This window comes from Streptomyces sp. NPDC005281, from assembly GCF_040607495.1.
GTDB lineage: Bacteria > Actinomycetota > Actinomycetes > Streptomycetales > Streptomycetaceae > Streptomyces.
Window position 1 is genome coordinate 39,993 of sequence record NZ_JBEXGX010000041.1, and the last position, 16,287, is coordinate 56,279.

The following is a 16,287-nucleotide window of genomic DNA, read 5'->3' on the forward strand; positions in this document are numbered from 1 at the left end:
ATGGCGTTCCGCGAGGTGAACTCGAAGATGATCGAGGCGACGGTCGTTCCCGGGCAGCGGCTGTTCAGTCAGCGCGGCGCGATGCTCGCCTACAAGGGCGAGGTGTCCTTCACGCCCAACATCCAGGGCGGGCAGGGCGGTGTGATGTCGATGATCGGCCGCCGCCTGGCCAACGAGGCCACCCCCCTCATGACCGTGGAGGGTTCCGGCACGGTGCTCTTCGGGCACGGCGGCCACCACGTCCAGGTGATCAGCCTCACGGGTGACACGCTGTACGTCGAGGCGGACCGGCTGCTGGCCTTCGACGGCACGTTGCAGCAGGGCACGATGTTCCTGGGCTCGCAGGGCGGGGTCATGGGCATGGTGCGGGGCCAGGTGACGGGCCAGGGGCTCTTCACGACCACGCTCAAGGGCCACGGGGCCGTGGCCGTCATGGCGCACGGCGGTGTCTTCGAGGTCCCGATCACCCCGCAGCGGACGGTGCACGTCGACCCGCAGGCGTACGTGGCGCACCACGGGGACGTACGCAACAAGCTGTCCACGGCGCTGGGCTGGCGCGACATGGTGGGGCGCGGTTCGGGCGAGGCGTTCCAGCTGGAGCTGAGCGGCAGCGGTTCGGTGTACGTCCAGGCCTCGGAGGAGAAGCTGTGAGCGGGTACGGAGTCCCGGGCGGCCCGGTGATCCATGATCCGATGTCGCTGCCGGTCGACGACAACGTCAACAAGTACACCTTCTGCGTGGAGCTCAAGGGGAGCGAGTGGTTCCTCCAGAAGGGCAAGATGATCGCCTACTACGGATCCATGGAGTTCAACGGCATCGGGCACGGCCGACTTGACCGTCTTGTCCGTACGTCGTTCCATTCGCCACTGCACGCGAGCGACTGGGTCGTGGCACAGGGCTCGGGCAAGATGCTGCTCGCCGACCGGGCCTTCGACGTGAATTCGTACGACCTCGACGACGGCAACCTGACCATTCGCTCCGGCAACTTGCTCGCTTTTCAGCCAAGTCTCGCACTCAAGCAGTCGATCGTGCCGGGCTTTCTGACACTGATCGGAACCGGCAAGTTCGTGGCCGCGTCCAACGGTCCGGTGGTGTTCATGGAACCCCCGATCCGGGTGGACCCGCAGGCCCTCGTCGGATGGGCCGACTGCCCCTCCCCGTGCCACCACTACGACCATGGGTACATGACGGGTGTGATGGGCGGTCTACGTGCGATGACGGGCCTCGGCGGGGCCTCCGGCGAGGAGCATCAGTTCGAGTTCGTGGGGGCGGGCACGGTGCTGCTCCAGTCCACCGAGATCCTGATGGCCGAGCAGGCCACGGGAGCGGTCCCGCACCAGGCCGGAGTGCCCGGCGCGGGAGGGGTGCCCGGTCAGCACGGGCAGCAGGCCGGGGCACCGCGCCTTCCCGGACAGCTGGGGGACCTCCAGCGTCGCTTCGGGCTGTGAGCGGTAGTCTGCGGAGTGTGACATCGAACGCACATCGAACACGTGCGCACCGTCACACAACCCCTCACTAGTTCGCCTTTCAACATTTTAGGTAGACTTCATTCATGGAGACCGAGACGGCCACGCCCTGGCTGACCGATGCGGAGCAGTGCGCCTGGCGCACCCACCTGGAGGTCAACAGGCTGCTGACGTACCAGCTCGAAAGGGACCTCCAACCGTTCGGGCTGACGATGAACGACTACGAGATCCTGGTGAACCTCTCCGAGTCGGAGGGCGTACGCATGCGGATGAGCGACCTGGCGTCCGCCACCCTCCAGTCCAAGAGCCGACTCTCGCACCAGATCACGCGTATGGAGAACGCGGACCTGGTACGCCGGGAGAACTGCGAATCCGACCGGCGAGGACTGTACGCGGTCCTCACCGAGCACGGCATGGAGACGATGAAGAAGGTCTCCCCGCATCATGTGTCGTCCGTGCGGCGGCACTTCATCGACCTGCTGTCACCCGAGGCGCTCGAGGACCTGCACAAGTCGCTGCGCCCGATCGCCGAACACCTGCTGGGACAGCGCGGCAAGCCGTAGGACCGGGGGCCCGCGTCCGCGGGCACGATCCCGGCGGCGGCTCTCAGCCGGGCAGTCGCGCGCCGTCCGTCACCTCGGACCGCACGCCTCCGACCGCACCGCACCCCGCGTCCGCATCCGGACGCGGGGTACGCGCGTTCCGTACGCAGAACAGGGCCGCCGCCAGTGCCATCGCGCCCGAGAGCGCGAAGCACAGGCCCAGCGGCAGCCGGCCCACCAGCAGGCCCGCACCGGCTGCGCCCACGGAACTCCCGGCGTTCACCGCGGTGTTGACCCAGGCGCCGGCCTGGGTACGGAAGCCGGGCGGGGCCGCCGCGTCCGCCATCAGATAGGACGTCGTCAGGGCCGGGGCGACGAAGAGACCCGCGCAGGCGACGGCCAGGACCAAGGTACCGAGGCCCTCGGCGAGGCCCGCTCCGAGCAGGGTGAGGCCCAGAGCGCCGGTCAGCAGCGGCAGCCGTGCGCCGGGGGACGTGCGCCAGTCGACCGCGCCGTTCAGCAGGCCGCCCAGCGCGCTGCCCAGGGAGAGCGCGGCGAGCACCCAGGCCACCGCGCCCGCGCCGTGGTGGCGCTGCTCGGCGAACGCCATGACCAGGAGGTCGACCGCGCCGAGCGAGAGGCCGACGCCCGCCGCCACGACGACGGGCCGGGCGAGGGTCCGGGCGCCCCGCCACCGACGCCCTCCCTCCTTGGCTTTCGCCGCGGCCGGACGGACGCCCGCCACGACCGGGGACAGGACGAAGGCCAGGGTCCCGGACCACACCAGCAGGGCGCTGAGCACGACGGCCGCGGCAGGCGGCGCCGTCTGCACGACCGCGCCGACGAGCAGTGGCCCGGAGACGAAGAGGATCTCCTCCACGACGCCGTCCAGGCTGTAGGCGCGCTGCAACAGCCTTTCGTCCTGCGCCACTTCGCTCCACACGGCGCGCATCGTGGGACCGAGCGGCGGTGTGCAGGCACCGGCGGCGACCGCCAGCGTGCCGATCGCCGCCACCGGTGCGCCGGGACGCCAGGCGGTGACCGCGAAGGCCGTGAGCAGGCCCGCGTAGAGCGAGGCCATGGGGATGAGGGCGCGGCGGGCGCCGTGCCGGTCGATCAGCGCCGCCCGCGCGGGCGACAGGAACACGCTCATCGCGCCGAACAGCGCCATGACCGTGCCGGCCACGGCGTACGAACCGGTGGCGCGGGTGGTGGTGAGCATCATGGCCAGGGAGACGACGCCGTACGAGAGACGGCCGGTCATGGCCGCGAGGAAGGTGCGGCGGGCGTGGGGCAGGCGGAAGAGCGCGGCGTAGGACGGCCGCGGGGACGACGCAGACATGGGTGAGGTTCCTCAACAGCGAGGCGGGACAGGGGTCGCCTGAGTGCCGCGACGCCGCAGCCACGGTGCTGCGTTCACGTCGCGGGCCTGGGCGGGCCCTATGCCAAGAGGAGGAACACACCCTCAAAGTAACAGCGCCCACGGCAAGTCGGCCAGGCATTTCCCCGGCCTCGACGGCACCCCTGCCCTCGCCGTCGGCCTCGACCTCGCCCGGCCGCTCGGTGCCGCCCTCCGGGAACCCAGGAGCACCCGCCGGAGCCTGCCCCCGTCGCTTCCTCGCAGGCGCTCACCCCACACCGCGTCGCTCGCGAAAGGGGGCGCCCGGTCTGGGATGCGCTCCCGGGCGGAGTGGGCCGCGCCGCGCCGCACGGCATCGCGCCGGGCCGGCCCCGGAGTGCGGGGGCGCCCCAAGACGGGCGGGCGCGCAGCCCTGCTCAAGGTGCGGGGCCCGGGCAGAGCCGCGCGGGCCGGCTCCAGGGGGCTCACCCGGAGCCGGGCGGGTGCGCGGGCCGGCCCCGGAGTGCGGGGGCGCCCGAGTTGGGGGAGGTCAGTTCTCCTTCAGGCTTTCGATCAGGGAGTCCGCGGCCTTGTAGGGGTCCAGTTCGCCCGCGACGATGCGCTCCGCGAGGGCGCTCAGACGGCGGTCGCCGTGGAGGTCGCCGATACGCCGGCGCAGCGCGGTGACGGCGATCGTCTCGACCTCCTGGGACGCCCGGGCGAGCCGGCGCTCGGCCAGTACGCCGTGCTCCTCCATCCACGCCCGGTGCTTCTCCAGTGCCTCGACGACCTCGTCGATACCCTCGCCGCGTGCCGCGACGGTCTTGACGATCGGCGGGCGCCAGGCTCCCGGGCCGCGGGACTCCCCGAGGCTGAGCATGTGGTTGAGCTCGCGGGCGGTGGCGTCGGCGCCGTCACGGTCGGCCTTGTTGACGACGTACACGTCGCCGATCTCCAGGATTCCCGCCTTGGCCGCCTGGATGCCGTCGCCCATGCCGGGGGCGAGGAGGACGACGGAGGTGTCGGCCTGGGAGGCGATCTCCACCTCCGACTGGCCGACGCCCACCGTCTCGACCAGGATCACGTCGCAGCCCGCCGCGTCCAGGACACGGATCGCCTGGGGGGCCGACCAGGCCAGTCCGCCCAGGTGACCGCGTGTCGCCATCGAACGGATGTAGACGCCCGGGTCCGAGGCGTGGTCGGACATGCGGACCCGGTCGCCGAGCAGCGCGCCGCCGGAGAACGGCGAGGACGGGTCGACGGCCAGGACACCGACCCGCCTGCCCTGCCGCCGGTAGGCGCTCACCAGCGCCGACGTCGACGTCGACTTGCCGACGCCGGGCGAGCCGGTGAGCCCCACCACGTACGCGTTGCCGGCCAGGGGGGCCAGCGCGGCCATGACCTCACGGAGCTGCGGTGCCGCGCCCTCCACCAGGGAGATCAGCCGGGCCACCGCCCGTGGCCGCCCTTCCCTGGCCTGGGTCACCAGCGAGGAGACGTCCTGCATCACAGCTCCGTTCACGAGAGGTCGGTCGTACGAACGCGGGTCAGGCCTTGGCCACCCGCACGATCAGAGCGTCGCCCTGACCGCCGCCGCCGCACAGCGCCGCCGCGCCGACACCGCCGCCGCGCCGCTTCAGTTCGAGGGCGAGGTGCAGTACGAGCCGGGCGCCTGACATGCCGATCGGGTGGCCCAGGGCGATGGCCCCGCCGTTGACGTTCACCTTTTCCGTGGACACGCCGAGGTCCTTCATTGACTGGACCGCGACCGCCGCGAAGGCCTCGTTGATCTCGATCAGGTCGAGGTCCTCGACCTCCAGGCCCTCCTTCTTCAGGGCGTGCAGGATCGCGTTCGAGGGCTGCGACTGGAGCGAGTTGTCCGGGCCCGCCACGTTGCCGTGGGCGCCGATCTCCGCGATCCACTCCAGGCCCAGCTCCAGCGCCTTGGCCTTGCTCATCACGACCACGGCGGCGGCGCCGTCCGAGATCTGGGAGGAGGTGCCGGCGGTGATGGTGCCGTCCCTGGTGAAGGCGGGGCGCAGCTTGCCGAGCGACTCGGCGGTCGTCTCGGCGCGGATGCCCTCGTCCTTGCTGAAGACGACGGGCTCGCCCTTGCGCTGCGGGATCTCGACGGGTGTGATCTCCGCCTCGAAGATGCCGTTCTTCTGGGCGGCGGCCGCGCGCTGGTGGGAGAGCGCGGCGATCTCGTCCTGCGCCGGGCGCTGGATGCCGAGACGGGTGTTGTGCTTCTCCGTCGACTCGCCCATGGCGATGTTCTCGAAGGCGTCGGTCAGACCGTCGTGGGCCATGGCGTCGAGCATCTCGACGGCGCCGTACTTGTAGCCCTCACGGGACTTCGGGAGCAGGTGCGGAGCGTTCGTCATGGACTCCTGGCCACCGGCGACGACGATGTCGAACTCGCCGGCGCGGATGAGCTGGTCCGCGAGGGCGATGGCGTCGAGGCCGGAGAGACACACCTTGTTGATGGTCAGCGCCGGGACGCTCATCGGGATGCCCGCCTTGACGGCGGCCTGGCGCGCCGGGATCTGCCCTGCCCCGGCCTGGAGCACCTGGCCCATGATCACGTACTGCACCTGATCGCCGCCGATGCCCGCGCGGTCGAGGGCGGCCTTGATCGCGAAGCCACCGAGGTCGGCCCCGGAGAAGGACTTCAGCGAGCCCAGCAGCCGTCCCATGGGCGTACGGGCGCCCGCGACGATCACCGAGGTGTTGCTGTTCGTTCCAGACATGAGGTGCGATCCCCTTACCGGCTGCACAGCCGAGGAGTGAACGAGGGTTTACTGAGAATGTACTGAGCGGTAGGCCAGCCGTCATCCGGCCCGCAGTGTGATCGCGCGCACGTTGCGTAACCACGCCGGGAGCGCTGCACTGACTCCATGCTGACGCGAATCGACCACATCGGGATCGCCTGTTTCGACCTCGACGCCACTGTCGAGTTCTACCGTGCGACGTACGGCTTCGAAGTCTTCCACTCCGAGATCAACGAGGAGCAGGGCGTCCGGGAGGCCATGCTCAAGATCAACGAGACGTCCGACGGCGGCGCCTCCTACCTCCAGCTCCTGGAACCCACCCGCGAGGACTCCGCCGTGGGCAAGTGGCTGGCCAAGAACGGCGAGGGCGTGCATCACATCGCCTTCGGCACCGCGGACGTCGACGGTGACGCCGCTGACATCCGGGACAAGGGCGTCCGCGTGCTCTACGACCAGCCCCGGATCGGGTCCATGGGGTCCCGGATCACGTTCCTGCACCCCAAGGATTGCCACGGAGTACTGACAGAACTGGTCACTTCGGCGGCGGTTGAGTCACCTGAGCACTGACCTCCGTATATCTGGGCCGGTAGGGTTGGGCTCGGCCGTCGCCTTTCGCGGGGGACGGCCGTGGTCCTGGCGCCTTCCGGTGGGCGGGACCAAGGGCCGGGGTCCAGGTTTCGGGGGGCGAGCGTCGGGGCAGCAGCCCGTGCTCCGCCGTTGATCTGACACCATTCCCCGGGGGCCCCGTTCGGCGGAAGAACGGTGCTCGTTCGGAATTACATGCGACCAGGGGACGGATGGGACCGCGCAGTGCGGGGCTACGAACGCCAGGAGCGAGAGCCGGCGGCTGACGTCGACCACCTCTCTCGGTTCGAGGCCGAGATGGAACGGCTGAAGACCGAGCGGGAGAAGGCCGTCCAGCACGCCGAGGACCGCGGCTATCAGGTCGAGGTGCTGCGCGCCAAGCTGCACGAGGCGCGCCGCAGTCTGGCGACCCGTCCTGCCTACGACGGGTCCGACATCGGCTATCAGGCCGAGCAGCTGCTCCGTAATGCCCAGATGCAGGCCGACCAGCTGCGCGTCGACGCCGAGCGCGAGATCAGCCAGGCACGGGCGCAGACCCAGCGTCTTCTCCAGGAGCACGCCGAGCACTCCGCCCGGCTCCAGGCGGAGCTGCACCAGGAGGCCGTCACCCGGCGTCAGCAGCTCGACCAGGAGCTGGCGGAGCGCCGCCAGACCGTCGAGTCGCACGTCAACGAGAACGTGGCGTGGGCGGAGCAGCTGCGCGCCCGCTCCGAGTCCCAGGCCCGCCGGCTGCTCGACGAGTCGCGTGCCGAGGCCGAGCAGGCGCTCACCGCGGCCCGTACGGAGGCCGAGCGGGTCGCCGCCGAGGCGCGTCAGCGGCTCACCACCGACGCCGAGGCCGCCCGAGCGGAGGCCGAGGCGCTGCTGCGCCGTGCCCGCACGGACTCCGAACGCCTGCTGAACGCCGCCTCCACGCAGGCGCAGGAGGCCACCGACCACGCCGAGCAGCTGCGCAGCTCCACGGCGAGCGAGTCGGACAACGCCCGCCGCCAGGCCACCGAGCTGAGCCGGGCCGCCGAGCAGCGGATGAGCGCCGCCGAGACGGCACTGCGCGAGGCGCAGACCGAGGCGGACAAGGTCCTGAACGAGGCCAAGGAGGCCGCGGCCAAGACCATCGCGAGCGCCGAGTCCGTCAACGAACAGCGCACGCGGACGGCGAAGGAGCAGGTCGCCCGGCTGGTCGGCGAGGCCAACCAGGAGGCCGAGACCACCAAGTCCGACGCCGAGCAGATCGTCGCGGACGCCCGCAGCAAGGCCGAGACGATCGTCGCGGAGGCCGAGGAGAGCGCGCGCAGCCTCACCGCCGAGGAGACCGCCTCCCAGCTCGCCAAGGCGGCCCGGACCGCCGAGGACGTGCTCGACAAGGCGTCCGAGGAGGCCAAGCGGACAACGAAGGCGGCTTCCGAGGAGGCCGAGCGGATCCGCACGGAGGCGGAGACCGAGGCCGACCGGCTGCGCGCCGAGGCGCACGACATCGCCGTGCAGCTCAAGGGCACGGCGAAGGACGACACCAAGGAGTACCGCGCCAAGACGGTCGAGCTCCAGGAGGAGGCTCGCCGGCTGCGCGGTGACGCGGAGCAGCTGCGTTCGGACGCGGTCGCCGAGGGCGAGCGCATCCGCGCCGAGGCCAGGCGCGAGGCCGTCCAGCAGATCGAGGAAGGCGCGCGGACGGCCGAGGAACTGCTCGGCAAGGCGAAGGCGGACGCGGACGAGCTGCGCCAGGCCGCCACGGCGGACAGCGAGAAGGTCCGCGCCGAGGCCATCGAGCGCGCCACGACGCTGCGCCGGCAGGCCGAGGAGACGCTGGAGCGGACCCGCACCGAGGCCGAGAAGCACCGCGCGGACGCCGTCGAGCAGGCCGAGACGATCGCGGCCGACGCGGAACAGGCCGCCGAACGGCAGCGCGAGGAGACCGAGCGGGCCATAGAGGCCCGTCAGGCCGAGGCCGCCGAGGGACTGACCCGGCTTCACACGGAGGCCGAGGAGCGGCTGACCGCCTCCGAGCAGGCGCTGACGGACGCGCGCTCGGAGGCCGAGGGGATCCGCCGCGAGGCCGCCGAGGAGATCGACCGGCTGCGTTCGGAGTCCGCCGAGCGCATCCGTACGCTCCAGGCGCAGGCCGAGCGGGAGGCCGACCGGTTGCGCGACGAGGCCGCGGGTGACGCGGCGGCGTCCCGCGCCGAGGGCGAGGCCATCGCCGTACGGCTGCGTTCGGAGGCCATGACGGAGGCCGAGCGGCTGAAGTCGGAGGCCCAGGACAGCGCCGACCGGGTGCGCGGCGAGGCGCAGGCCGCGGCCGAGCGTCTGGCGGCCGAGAGTGCCGAGACGCTGGCCGCCGCCCAGGAGGAGGCCGCCCGCCGCCGCCGCGAGGCCGAGGAGACCCTCGGTTCGGCGCGCCAGGAGGCCGACCAGGAGCGCGAGCGGGCCCGCGAGCAGAGCGAGGAGCTCCTCGCGTCCGCGCGCAAGCGTGTCGAGGAGGCCCAGACCGAGGCCGTACGGCTGGTCGAGGAGGCCGACAGGCGCGCGACCGAGATGGTCACGAACGCCGAGCAGACCGCCCAGCAGGTGCGGGACTCGGTCGCGGGGCTGCACGAGACGGCGCAGGAGGAGATCACCGGGCTGCGCTCGGCCGCCGAGCACGTGGCGGACCGTACGCGGACCGAGGCGCAGGAGGAGGCGGACCGGGTCCGCGCCGACGCGTACGCCGAGCGCGAGCGGGCCTCCGAGGACGCGGCGCGGCTGCGACGCGAGGCGAACGAGGCGGCGGAGGCCGCGAGCGCGCTCGCCGAGCGCACGGTCGCCGATGCGATCGCGGAGGCGGAGCGGCTGCGCTCCGACGCCGCCGACCACGCCCAGCGGGTGCGCACCGAGGTGTCGGACTCCATCGCGAACGCCGACCAGGACGCCGCGCGCACCCGCGCGGACGCCCGGGAGGACGCGAACCGGATCCGCTCGGACGCCGCCACGCAGGTGGACACGCTGATCACCGAGGCGACGGCGGAGGCCGAACGGCTCGGTACCGAGACCGCGGCCGAGGCCGAGCGGGTACGCGCCGAGTCCGTGGCCAAGGCCGAGAAGCTCATCTCGGACGCGACCGGTGACGCGGAGCGGCTGCGCGCCGAGGCCGCCGACGCGGTCGGTTCCGCTCAGCACCACTCCGAGCGGATCCGTACCGAGGCCGAGCGTTTCAAGGTGCGGGCCACTGAGGAGGGCGAGCGGCGTACGACGGCGGCGCGCGAGGAGGCCGAGCGCCTGCTGGACGAGGCTCGCCGGGATGCCAACAAGAAGCGCTCCGAGGCGGCCGAGCAGGTCGACACGCTCATCACCGAGACCGCGTCCGAGGCGGACAAGCTGCTCGCCGAGGCGCAGCAGAGCGCGCAGAAGACGACGGCGGACGCCGAGTCGCAGGCCGACACGATGGTCGGCGTGGCGCGGGGCGAGGCCGAGCGGCTCGTCTCGGAGGCGACCGTCGAGGGCAACACCCGCGTGGAGCGGGCCCGTACGGACGCGGACGAGCTGCTGGTCGGCGCGCGCCGGGACGCGACGGCGATCCGGGAGCGGGCCGAGGAGCTGCGTGACCGCGTCACGTCCGAGATCGAGGACCTGCACGAGCGGGCGCGCCGTGAGTCGTCCGAGACGATGAAGAACGCGGGCGACCGCTGCGACGCGCTCATCAAGGCGGCCGAGGACCAGCTCGCCAAGGCCGAGGCGAAGGCCAAGGACCTGGTGGCGGAGGCGAACTCCGAGGCGAGCAAGGTCCGCATCGCCGCCGTGCGCAAGGCCGAGGGGCTCCTCAAGGAGGCCGAGACGAAGAAGTCCTCGCTCGTCGGCGAGGCGGAGAAGATCAGGTCCGAGGCGATCCAGGAGGCGAAGGCCGCCGTCGAGGAGGGCAAGCGCGACCTGGAGGTCCTGGTCCGCCGGCGTGAGGACATCAACACGGAGATCTCCCGTGTCCAGGATGTCCTGGAGGCGTTGGAATCTTTCGAGGCGCCTTCGGGTGGCAAGGACGGCGGGGTGAAGGCGGGGGCGGCCGCGGGGGCTACCCGATCGGGCGGCAAGGCTACGGAGAGCTAGCCGGAATCACGGGTTCCGCGCTTTGTGGGGGGTTTGTCACAGGTTCTGGCAAGCCTTCCCACAGTCGGCCACCCAAAAGGAGTGTCATTCTCCAGATCAAACACGTATCCGCTCGATGACACACCGCATTGCCCCCTAGGATTCCACCTATCACCTCACCGGTCTCATTCGACAGGAACCCCATGAGCGACACTTCCCCCTACGGCTTCGAGCTTGTGCGGCGTGGATACGACCGCGCTCAGGTGGACGAACGCATCTCGAAGCTCGTCTCCGACCGTGACAGCGCTCTGGCCCGTATCACCGCCCTCGAAAAGCGCATCGAGGAACTCCATCTCGAAACGCAGAACGCCCAGGCGCAGGTGAGCGACGCAGAGCCGTCGTACGCCGGTCTTGGCGCACGCGTCGAGAAGATCCTCCGCCTCGCCGAGGAGGAGGCCAAGGACCTGCGCGAGGAGGCCCGTCGCGCGTCCGAGCAGCACCGCGAGCTCGCCGAGTCGGCGGCTCAGCAGGTGCGCAACGACGCCGAATCGTTCGCCACGGACCGCAAGTCCAAGGCGGAGGACGAGGGCGTCCGGATCGTCGAGAAGGCCAAGAGCGACGCCTCCCAGCTCCGCTCCGACGCGCAGAAGGACGCCGCGTCCAAGCGTGAGGAGGCGGACGCCCTCTTCGAGGAGACCCGCGCCAAGGCCGCCCAGGCCGCCGCCGACTTCGAGACGAACCTCGCCAAGCGCCGCGAGCAGTCCGAGCGCGACCTCGCCTCGCGGCAGGCCAAGGCCGAGAAGCGCCTCGCGGAGATCGAGCACCGCGCGGAGCAGCTCCGTCTGGAGGCCGAGAAGCTGCGCACGGACGCCGAGCGCCGCGCCCGTCAGACGGTGGAGACGGCTCAGCGCCAGGCCGAGGACATCGTGGCCGACGCCAACGCCAAGGCCGACCGCATCCGCTCGGAATCCGAGCGCGAGCTGGCCGCCCTCACCAACCGCCGCGACTCGATCAACGCGCAGCTCACGAACGTCCGCGAGATGCTCGCGACGCTCACGGGCGCCGCGGTGGCCGCCGCCACCGGTCCGGCCGAGGACGAGCCGATCACCCGTGGGGTTCCGGCGCAGCAGTCCCGGTAGTCACACAGCACGACACCAGGGCCCGCTCCCTCTGCCGAGGGCGCGGGCCTTGCCGTCGGGTGGCAGGCCCCCAAGGGCCGTTCTAGCGTGGCCGCATGATCGAGCTCGAGGGGCTGACGAAGCGGTACGGCGAGAAGGTGGCGGTCAACAACCTCACCTTCACCGTCAGGCCGGGCATCGTGACCGGCTTCCTCGGGCCCAACGGCGCCGGCAAGTCCACGACGATGCGGATGATGCTCGGCCTCGACCGTCCCACCACGGGCGACGTACGGATCGACGGGCAGCACTACGACCATCTCAAGGACCCGCTGAAGTACATCGGCGCCCTGCTGGACGCCCAGGCCATGCACGGTGGCCGCAGCGCCTTCAACCATCTGCTCTGCCTCGCCCAGAGCAACGGCATCCCGAGGGCGCGGGTGCACGAGGTCCTGGACACCGTCGGCCTCACCGCGGTCGCGCGGAAGAAGGCGAAGGGGTTCTCGCTGGGCATGGGCCAGCGGCTCGGCATCGCGGGAGCGCTGCTGGGCGACCCGCGGATCCTGATGTTCGACGAGCCGGTCAACGGGCTGGACCCCGAGGGCATCCACTGGATCCGCAACCTGATGAAGTCCCTCGCCTCCCAGGGCCGTACGGTCTTCGTCTCCTCGCATCTCATGAGCGAGATGTCGCTGACCGCCGACCACCTCGTCGTCATCGGCCAGGGCAGGCTGCTCGCCGACACCTCGATGGCCGATTTCATCAAGCAGAACTCGCGCTCGTACGTCCGTGTCCGCTCCCCGCAGCGCGAGCGGCTGCTCAACGTGCTGAAGGGCGCGGGGATCACCGTCGTGCAGACGGGCAGCGGGGCGCTCGAGGTGGACGACGGGAGGCCGGAGCACATCGGTGAGCTGGCCGCGCAGCACCAGATCGTGCTGCACGAGCTGAGTCCTCAGCAGGCCTCGCTGGAGGAGGCGTTCATGCAGCTCACCGCGGAGTCGGTGGAGTACCACGCGCACACCGACGAGCCGGGGCGGCAGATCCCGCCGGGCCCACCGGGCATGCCGGGCGCGCAGGGTATGCCGGGCGCGCAGGGTATGCCGGGCGCGCAGGGCATGCCGGACCCGCCCCCCGCCCCGCGATGGGGCGGCGACTGGAAGAAGGGCTGACCATGGCGGCCACCCAGGTCCTCAGGTCCGAGTGGACCAAGATCCGGTCCGTGTCGTCCACGGTGTGGACGCTGAGCCTCGCGGCGGTCGTCACGATCGCTCTCGGCCTGCTCATCTCGGTCCTCTCCAACAACGAGTGGGACAACCTGAGCCCGCGCGACCGGCTGACGTTCGACCCCACGTTCATCAGCTTCGCGGGCATGACCCTCGGCCAGCTCGCGATGATCGTGTTCGGAGTGCTCGTCGTCGGCAACGAGTACAGCACCGGCATGATCCGCACCTCGCTCTCGGCGGTCCCCCAGCGCGGCACGTTCCTGTTCAGCAAGGTCGCGGTGGCGGCCGGCCTCGCCCTGGCCGTCGGCATGATCACCAGCTTCATCACGTTCTTCGTGGGCCAGGCCGCGCTCGGCACGCACAGGGCGTCGATCAGCGATCCCGGCGTACTGCGCGCGGTGATCGGCGGGGGGCTCTACATGACTCTCATCGCCGTCTTCTCGATGGGGGTCGCGGCGATGCTGCGCTCTCCGATGCTCTCGCTCGGCATCCTGATGCCGTTCTTCTTCCTGATCTCCAACATCCTGGGCGCCGTGTCCGCGACCAAGAAGGTCGGCCGCTATCTCCCCGACCAGGCCGGCAGCAGGATCCTGCGGGTGGTGACACCTCTCGACGACACTCCCTACGGCCCCTGGGGCGGCCTCGGCATCATGCTGCTGTGGGTGGCCGTGGCACTGGCCGGCGGCTACGCCCTGCTCAAGAAGCGGGACGCGTAGGGACTCCGGCTCCGGCAGGTTCCCCGCCCGGGCCGGAAGGTTCGTCCCCGTCCGGATCTGAGGGATCGTCGCCGTCGGGGCCGGGGGGCTCATCGCCGTCGGGGTCTGGCTCGTCCCCTCCCAGGCCCCGACGAGGGCTCGTCCCCTCCCGGGCCAGGCGGCTCGTCGCCGGCCGGGTCCGGGGGCTCCTCGCCGTCGGGGCCGGGAAGCTCGTCGCCGTCCGGACCTGGGGACGGCTCATCCCCTCCCTGACCCGGCGGCTCCTCGCCGACAGGGCCGGGTGGTTCCTCCCCGCCCAGGTCGGGCGGTTCCTCCCCGCCCAGGCCCGGAGGCGCTTCCCCGGCTGGGGAAGGGTGGATCAGTCCGTCGAAGTCGGGCCACCCCTCCCACTGCCACACGTCCTTGCCGAGGTCCGGCTGGAGCGGCACGAACCGTCCGAGTTCGAAGTCCCCGTCCGCGTCCCCGTCCGCCAGGTCGAACCAGCACTCGTCGGCGACCTCGGTGCCGAGTCCGACGGTCCGCGCGGTCAGCCGGACGAGAAGCTTCACCCCGGACGAGCGGGAGAGGTCCTTGCCCTGGATCTCGCGGAACGGCAGTTCGGTCACCGGCGCCTCGACCGGTATCCAGACGGTGAAGGGCGCCCCTCTCTCGACCGCGAGCCAGCTCCGCTCGTCGGCCGGCTCGCCCTGCGCGTCCAGAACCTTCAGCCACTGCTTGTAGATGACGAGGCTCTGGTCGTGCGGGGAGGTCTCCAGGTAGCGCAGATGGGCGCGGGCCCGCAGGTCGACGACCGACAGATTGTCGAAGCGGTTGTAGAAGCGGACGGCGATGATGGCGTCGTCGCTGTCCGCGTGCCGCCGCGAGTAACCGGGGAAGTCGGCGGTCCAGGCGTGCGAGATGCTGGCCTTCTTCCGCCACACGAAGGGCCGCAGCGCGAACAGCTTGATCAGGGCGATGCCGAGCAGCACCGCCGGCACCAGCGCGCCGGTCACCGAGGCGAGCGTGGCGAGCAGCTGATGGGCGGTGCTGTCGGGTTCGGGGTTGAGACTGTCGGTGCCGACGCAGGCCCGCAGCACCCCCAGACTGAGATCGAGGAGCCGCTCCCCGTCCGAGAACCGGTCCGCCATCGAACGCGGCGAGTCCTCGGTCAGTGTCCACGCCGCCGCCACGACGACCGAGAGTCCGGCCAGCGCGCCGAGCGCCATCAGCAGCAGGGCGTGGACGGTGCGTCCCGCGATCCACCAGCGAACGGACATGCGGTACTGCGGATGCGCCGATCCCCGTGCCGATGCGCGCGTCAATACGCGGGCCCATCTTCCCGTTCGCGTCCGGCCTTGCCTCAACAGCCTCAACTCGCCTCCCCCGTAACCGAATTCGCCCCCACCCATACAATAAGGGCGACATCATTCCCGGTGCCGGTTCAGGCCAACCGCGCTCCGCCGGGGAGACCGGGGCCCACGCCGGGTACATCTCGGGTGAAGGCCCAGGTTCATCTCGCGTGAAAGGCTGTGCCCGCATGCGCGCGACACCACCCCCGGAGGGCGTCACCGTGACGACGAAGGACCGAAGCCTCGAGGCACTGGGCCTGAGCGACGTGCCCGCGAAGAAGCCCCTCACCTACCCCGGCCGCCCCACCACCGAGCCCTCCCTGCTGACCGGCGGAGAGCTGCTCCAACTCGACGTGCGGCCGCTGCGGCTCGGCGAGTGGTTCGTGGAGGAGCGCCAGGCGCAACAGCGGCTGGACGAGGCCCTGGCCGACCTGGGCCAGGTGGGCACCGGGCTGCGTCACCCGGTCATCGCCGTCGGCTCGAACGCCTCCCCCGGGCAGGTCGCCCACAAGCTGACCCGGCTGGGCATCCCCGCGACGGTGCCGATGGTCCCGGTACGGGTGCGCGGAGTCGGCGTGGGCTGCTCCGGGCACATCAGTCCGGCGGGCTACGTGGCCGGGACGCCGTACGTGGACCGGAGCGCGGAGACGACGCTCGTGGTCACCTGGCTGGACTCGACGCAGCTCAAGGCCGTCGACGACACCGAGTTCCCCGACTACCGGCGGGCGATACTCCCCGGCGACGCGTTCACGATGACGATGCCGTCCGGGGAACGGCTCGGCGGGGCGTACATCTACTTCAGCGCGCACGGTGTGCTCGCCGAGCCGGAGACCGGCCGGCCCCGCCCGGGCGGCGGCGACCAGTCCGAGCTGCTGGCCGCCCTGCTGTCCGGATCCGAGCGCCTGCGGGACCTGCTCGGGCCCGACCCTGCGGCCTGGGTGCGCCGCGCGGGCGCCGACCGGTCGCTGCGCGAGGCGGGGACGCTGATCTTCGGCGAGGAGGGCTGGGTGCTGCCGCAGACCGACTTCCTGCCCTACCTCGACGACTCGGCCGAGCTGCGGCTGTACGACGACCTTCCGCCGCTCGACGATTCCCTGCCGGAGCGCCCCTGAGATTCACCGTCCGGCGGGCCGGGCGCGAATTCCCTTT

The 16,287-nt window shown here is 71.4% G+C and carries 13 protein-coding genes; 9 read left to right on the top strand and 4 right to left on the bottom strand.

All coding sequences use genetic code 11. From position 1 onward, the window contains the following. The 3 genes from ABZV42_RS36930 (at position 1) to ABZV42_RS36940 (ending at position 2,029) form a co-directional block, all read left to right on the top strand. The gene (locus tag ABZV42_RS36930; RefSeq protein WP_355981741.1) at positions 1 to 651 is read left to right on the top strand and encodes an AIM24 family protein; all 651 of its coding nucleotides are present in this window, start codon (positions 1 to 3) and stop codon (positions 649 to 651) included. After that, positions 648 to 1,448: an AIM24 family protein gene (locus ABZV42_RS36935; RefSeq protein ID WP_356055853.1), complete on the top strand. Its 801-nt coding sequence runs from the start codon at positions 648 to 650 to the stop codon at positions 1,446 to 1,448. The genes ABZV42_RS36930 and ABZV42_RS36935 overlap by 4 nt, the downstream gene beginning before the upstream one ends. Positions 1,449 to 1,552: 104 nt before the next feature. Further along, complete coding sequence (locus tag ABZV42_RS36940; protein ID WP_355981625.1) at positions 1,553 to 2,029, top strand: MarR family transcriptional regulator; 477 nt, start codon at positions 1,553 to 1,555, stop codon at positions 2,027 to 2,029. A 43-nt stretch (positions 2,030 to 2,072) separates the two neighbouring features. Here the strand turns inward: ABZV42_RS36940 and ABZV42_RS36945 are convergent, their stop codons facing one another. The 3 genes from ABZV42_RS36945 to ABZV42_RS36955 all read right to left on the bottom strand — a co-directional run bounded on the left by ABZV42_RS36945 (position 2,073) and on the right by ABZV42_RS36955 (position 6,097). Next, complete coding sequence (locus tag ABZV42_RS36945) at positions 2,073 to 3,350, bottom strand: MFS transporter (RefSeq protein ID WP_355981623.1); 1,278 nt, start codon at positions 3,348 to 3,350, stop codon at positions 2,073 to 2,075. A gap of 547 nt (positions 3,351 to 3,897) precedes the next feature. Beyond that, the gene (gene meaB / locus ABZV42_RS36950) at positions 3,898 to 4,854 is read right to left on the bottom strand and encodes a methylmalonyl Co-A mutase-associated GTPase MeaB (RefSeq protein WP_355981738.1); all 957 of its coding nucleotides are present in this window, start codon (positions 4,852 to 4,854) and stop codon (positions 3,898 to 3,900) included. Positions 4,855 to 4,894: 40 nt separating this feature from the next. Further along, a complete protein-coding gene (locus ABZV42_RS36955) occupies positions 4,895 to 6,097 on the bottom strand; it encodes an acetyl-CoA C-acetyltransferase (protein WP_355981620.1) in 1,203 nt (400 codons plus the stop codon). Between the two features lie 147 nt (positions 6,098 to 6,244). Here ABZV42_RS36955 and mce point away from each other — a divergent pair, with 147 nt between their 5' ends. The 5 genes from mce to ABZV42_RS36980 all read left to right on the top strand — a co-directional run bounded on the left by mce (position 6,245) and on the right by ABZV42_RS36980 (position 13,810). After that, positions 6,245 to 6,685, top strand: a complete 441-nt coding sequence (gene mce / locus ABZV42_RS36960) for a methylmalonyl-CoA epimerase (RefSeq protein ID WP_355981617.1) — start codon at positions 6,245 to 6,247, stop codon at positions 6,683 to 6,685. 243 nt (positions 6,686 to 6,928) lie between these two features. Further along, positions 6,929 to 10,777 (top strand): polarized growth protein Scy, encoded by a 3,849-nt coding sequence (gene scy, locus ABZV42_RS36965; protein ID WP_356055855.1) that lies wholly within the window; start codon positions 6,929 to 6,931, stop codon positions 10,775 to 10,777. A 182-nt stretch (positions 10,778 to 10,959) separates the two neighbouring features. Next, positions 10,960 to 11,895 (top strand): cellulose-binding protein, encoded by a 936-nt coding sequence (locus ABZV42_RS36970; RefSeq protein WP_355981612.1) that lies wholly within the window; start codon positions 10,960 to 10,962, stop codon positions 11,893 to 11,895. 95 nt (positions 11,896 to 11,990) lie between these two features. Next, a complete protein-coding gene (locus tag ABZV42_RS36975; RefSeq protein WP_356055857.1) occupies positions 11,991 to 13,040 on the top strand; it encodes an ABC transporter ATP-binding protein in 1,050 nt (349 codons plus the stop codon). Between the two features lie 2 nt (positions 13,041 to 13,042). Next, positions 13,043 to 13,810 (top strand): ABC transporter permease, encoded by a 768-nt coding sequence (locus ABZV42_RS36980; RefSeq protein ID WP_355981606.1) that lies wholly within the window; start codon positions 13,043 to 13,045, stop codon positions 13,808 to 13,810. An 89-nt stretch (positions 13,811 to 13,899) separates the two neighbouring features. Here ABZV42_RS36980 and ABZV42_RS36985 read toward each other — a convergent pair whose 3' ends face one another. Then, positions 13,900 to 15,066, bottom strand: coding sequence for a hypothetical protein (locus tag ABZV42_RS36985; RefSeq protein ID WP_355981604.1), 1,167 nt, complete (start codon positions 15,064 to 15,066; stop codon positions 13,900 to 13,902). A 260-nt stretch (positions 15,067 to 15,326) separates the two neighbouring features. On the opposite strand from ABZV42_RS36985, the gene ABZV42_RS36990 reads away from it, so the two are divergent. Next, positions 15,327 to 16,250 carry a hypothetical protein gene (locus ABZV42_RS36990; RefSeq protein WP_355981601.1) on the top strand — a complete coding sequence of 308 codons (924 nt, stop codon included), beginning with the start codon at positions 15,327 to 15,329 and terminating at the stop codon, positions 16,248 to 16,250. The last annotated feature ends 37 nt before the right edge of the window (positions 16,251 to 16,287 follow it).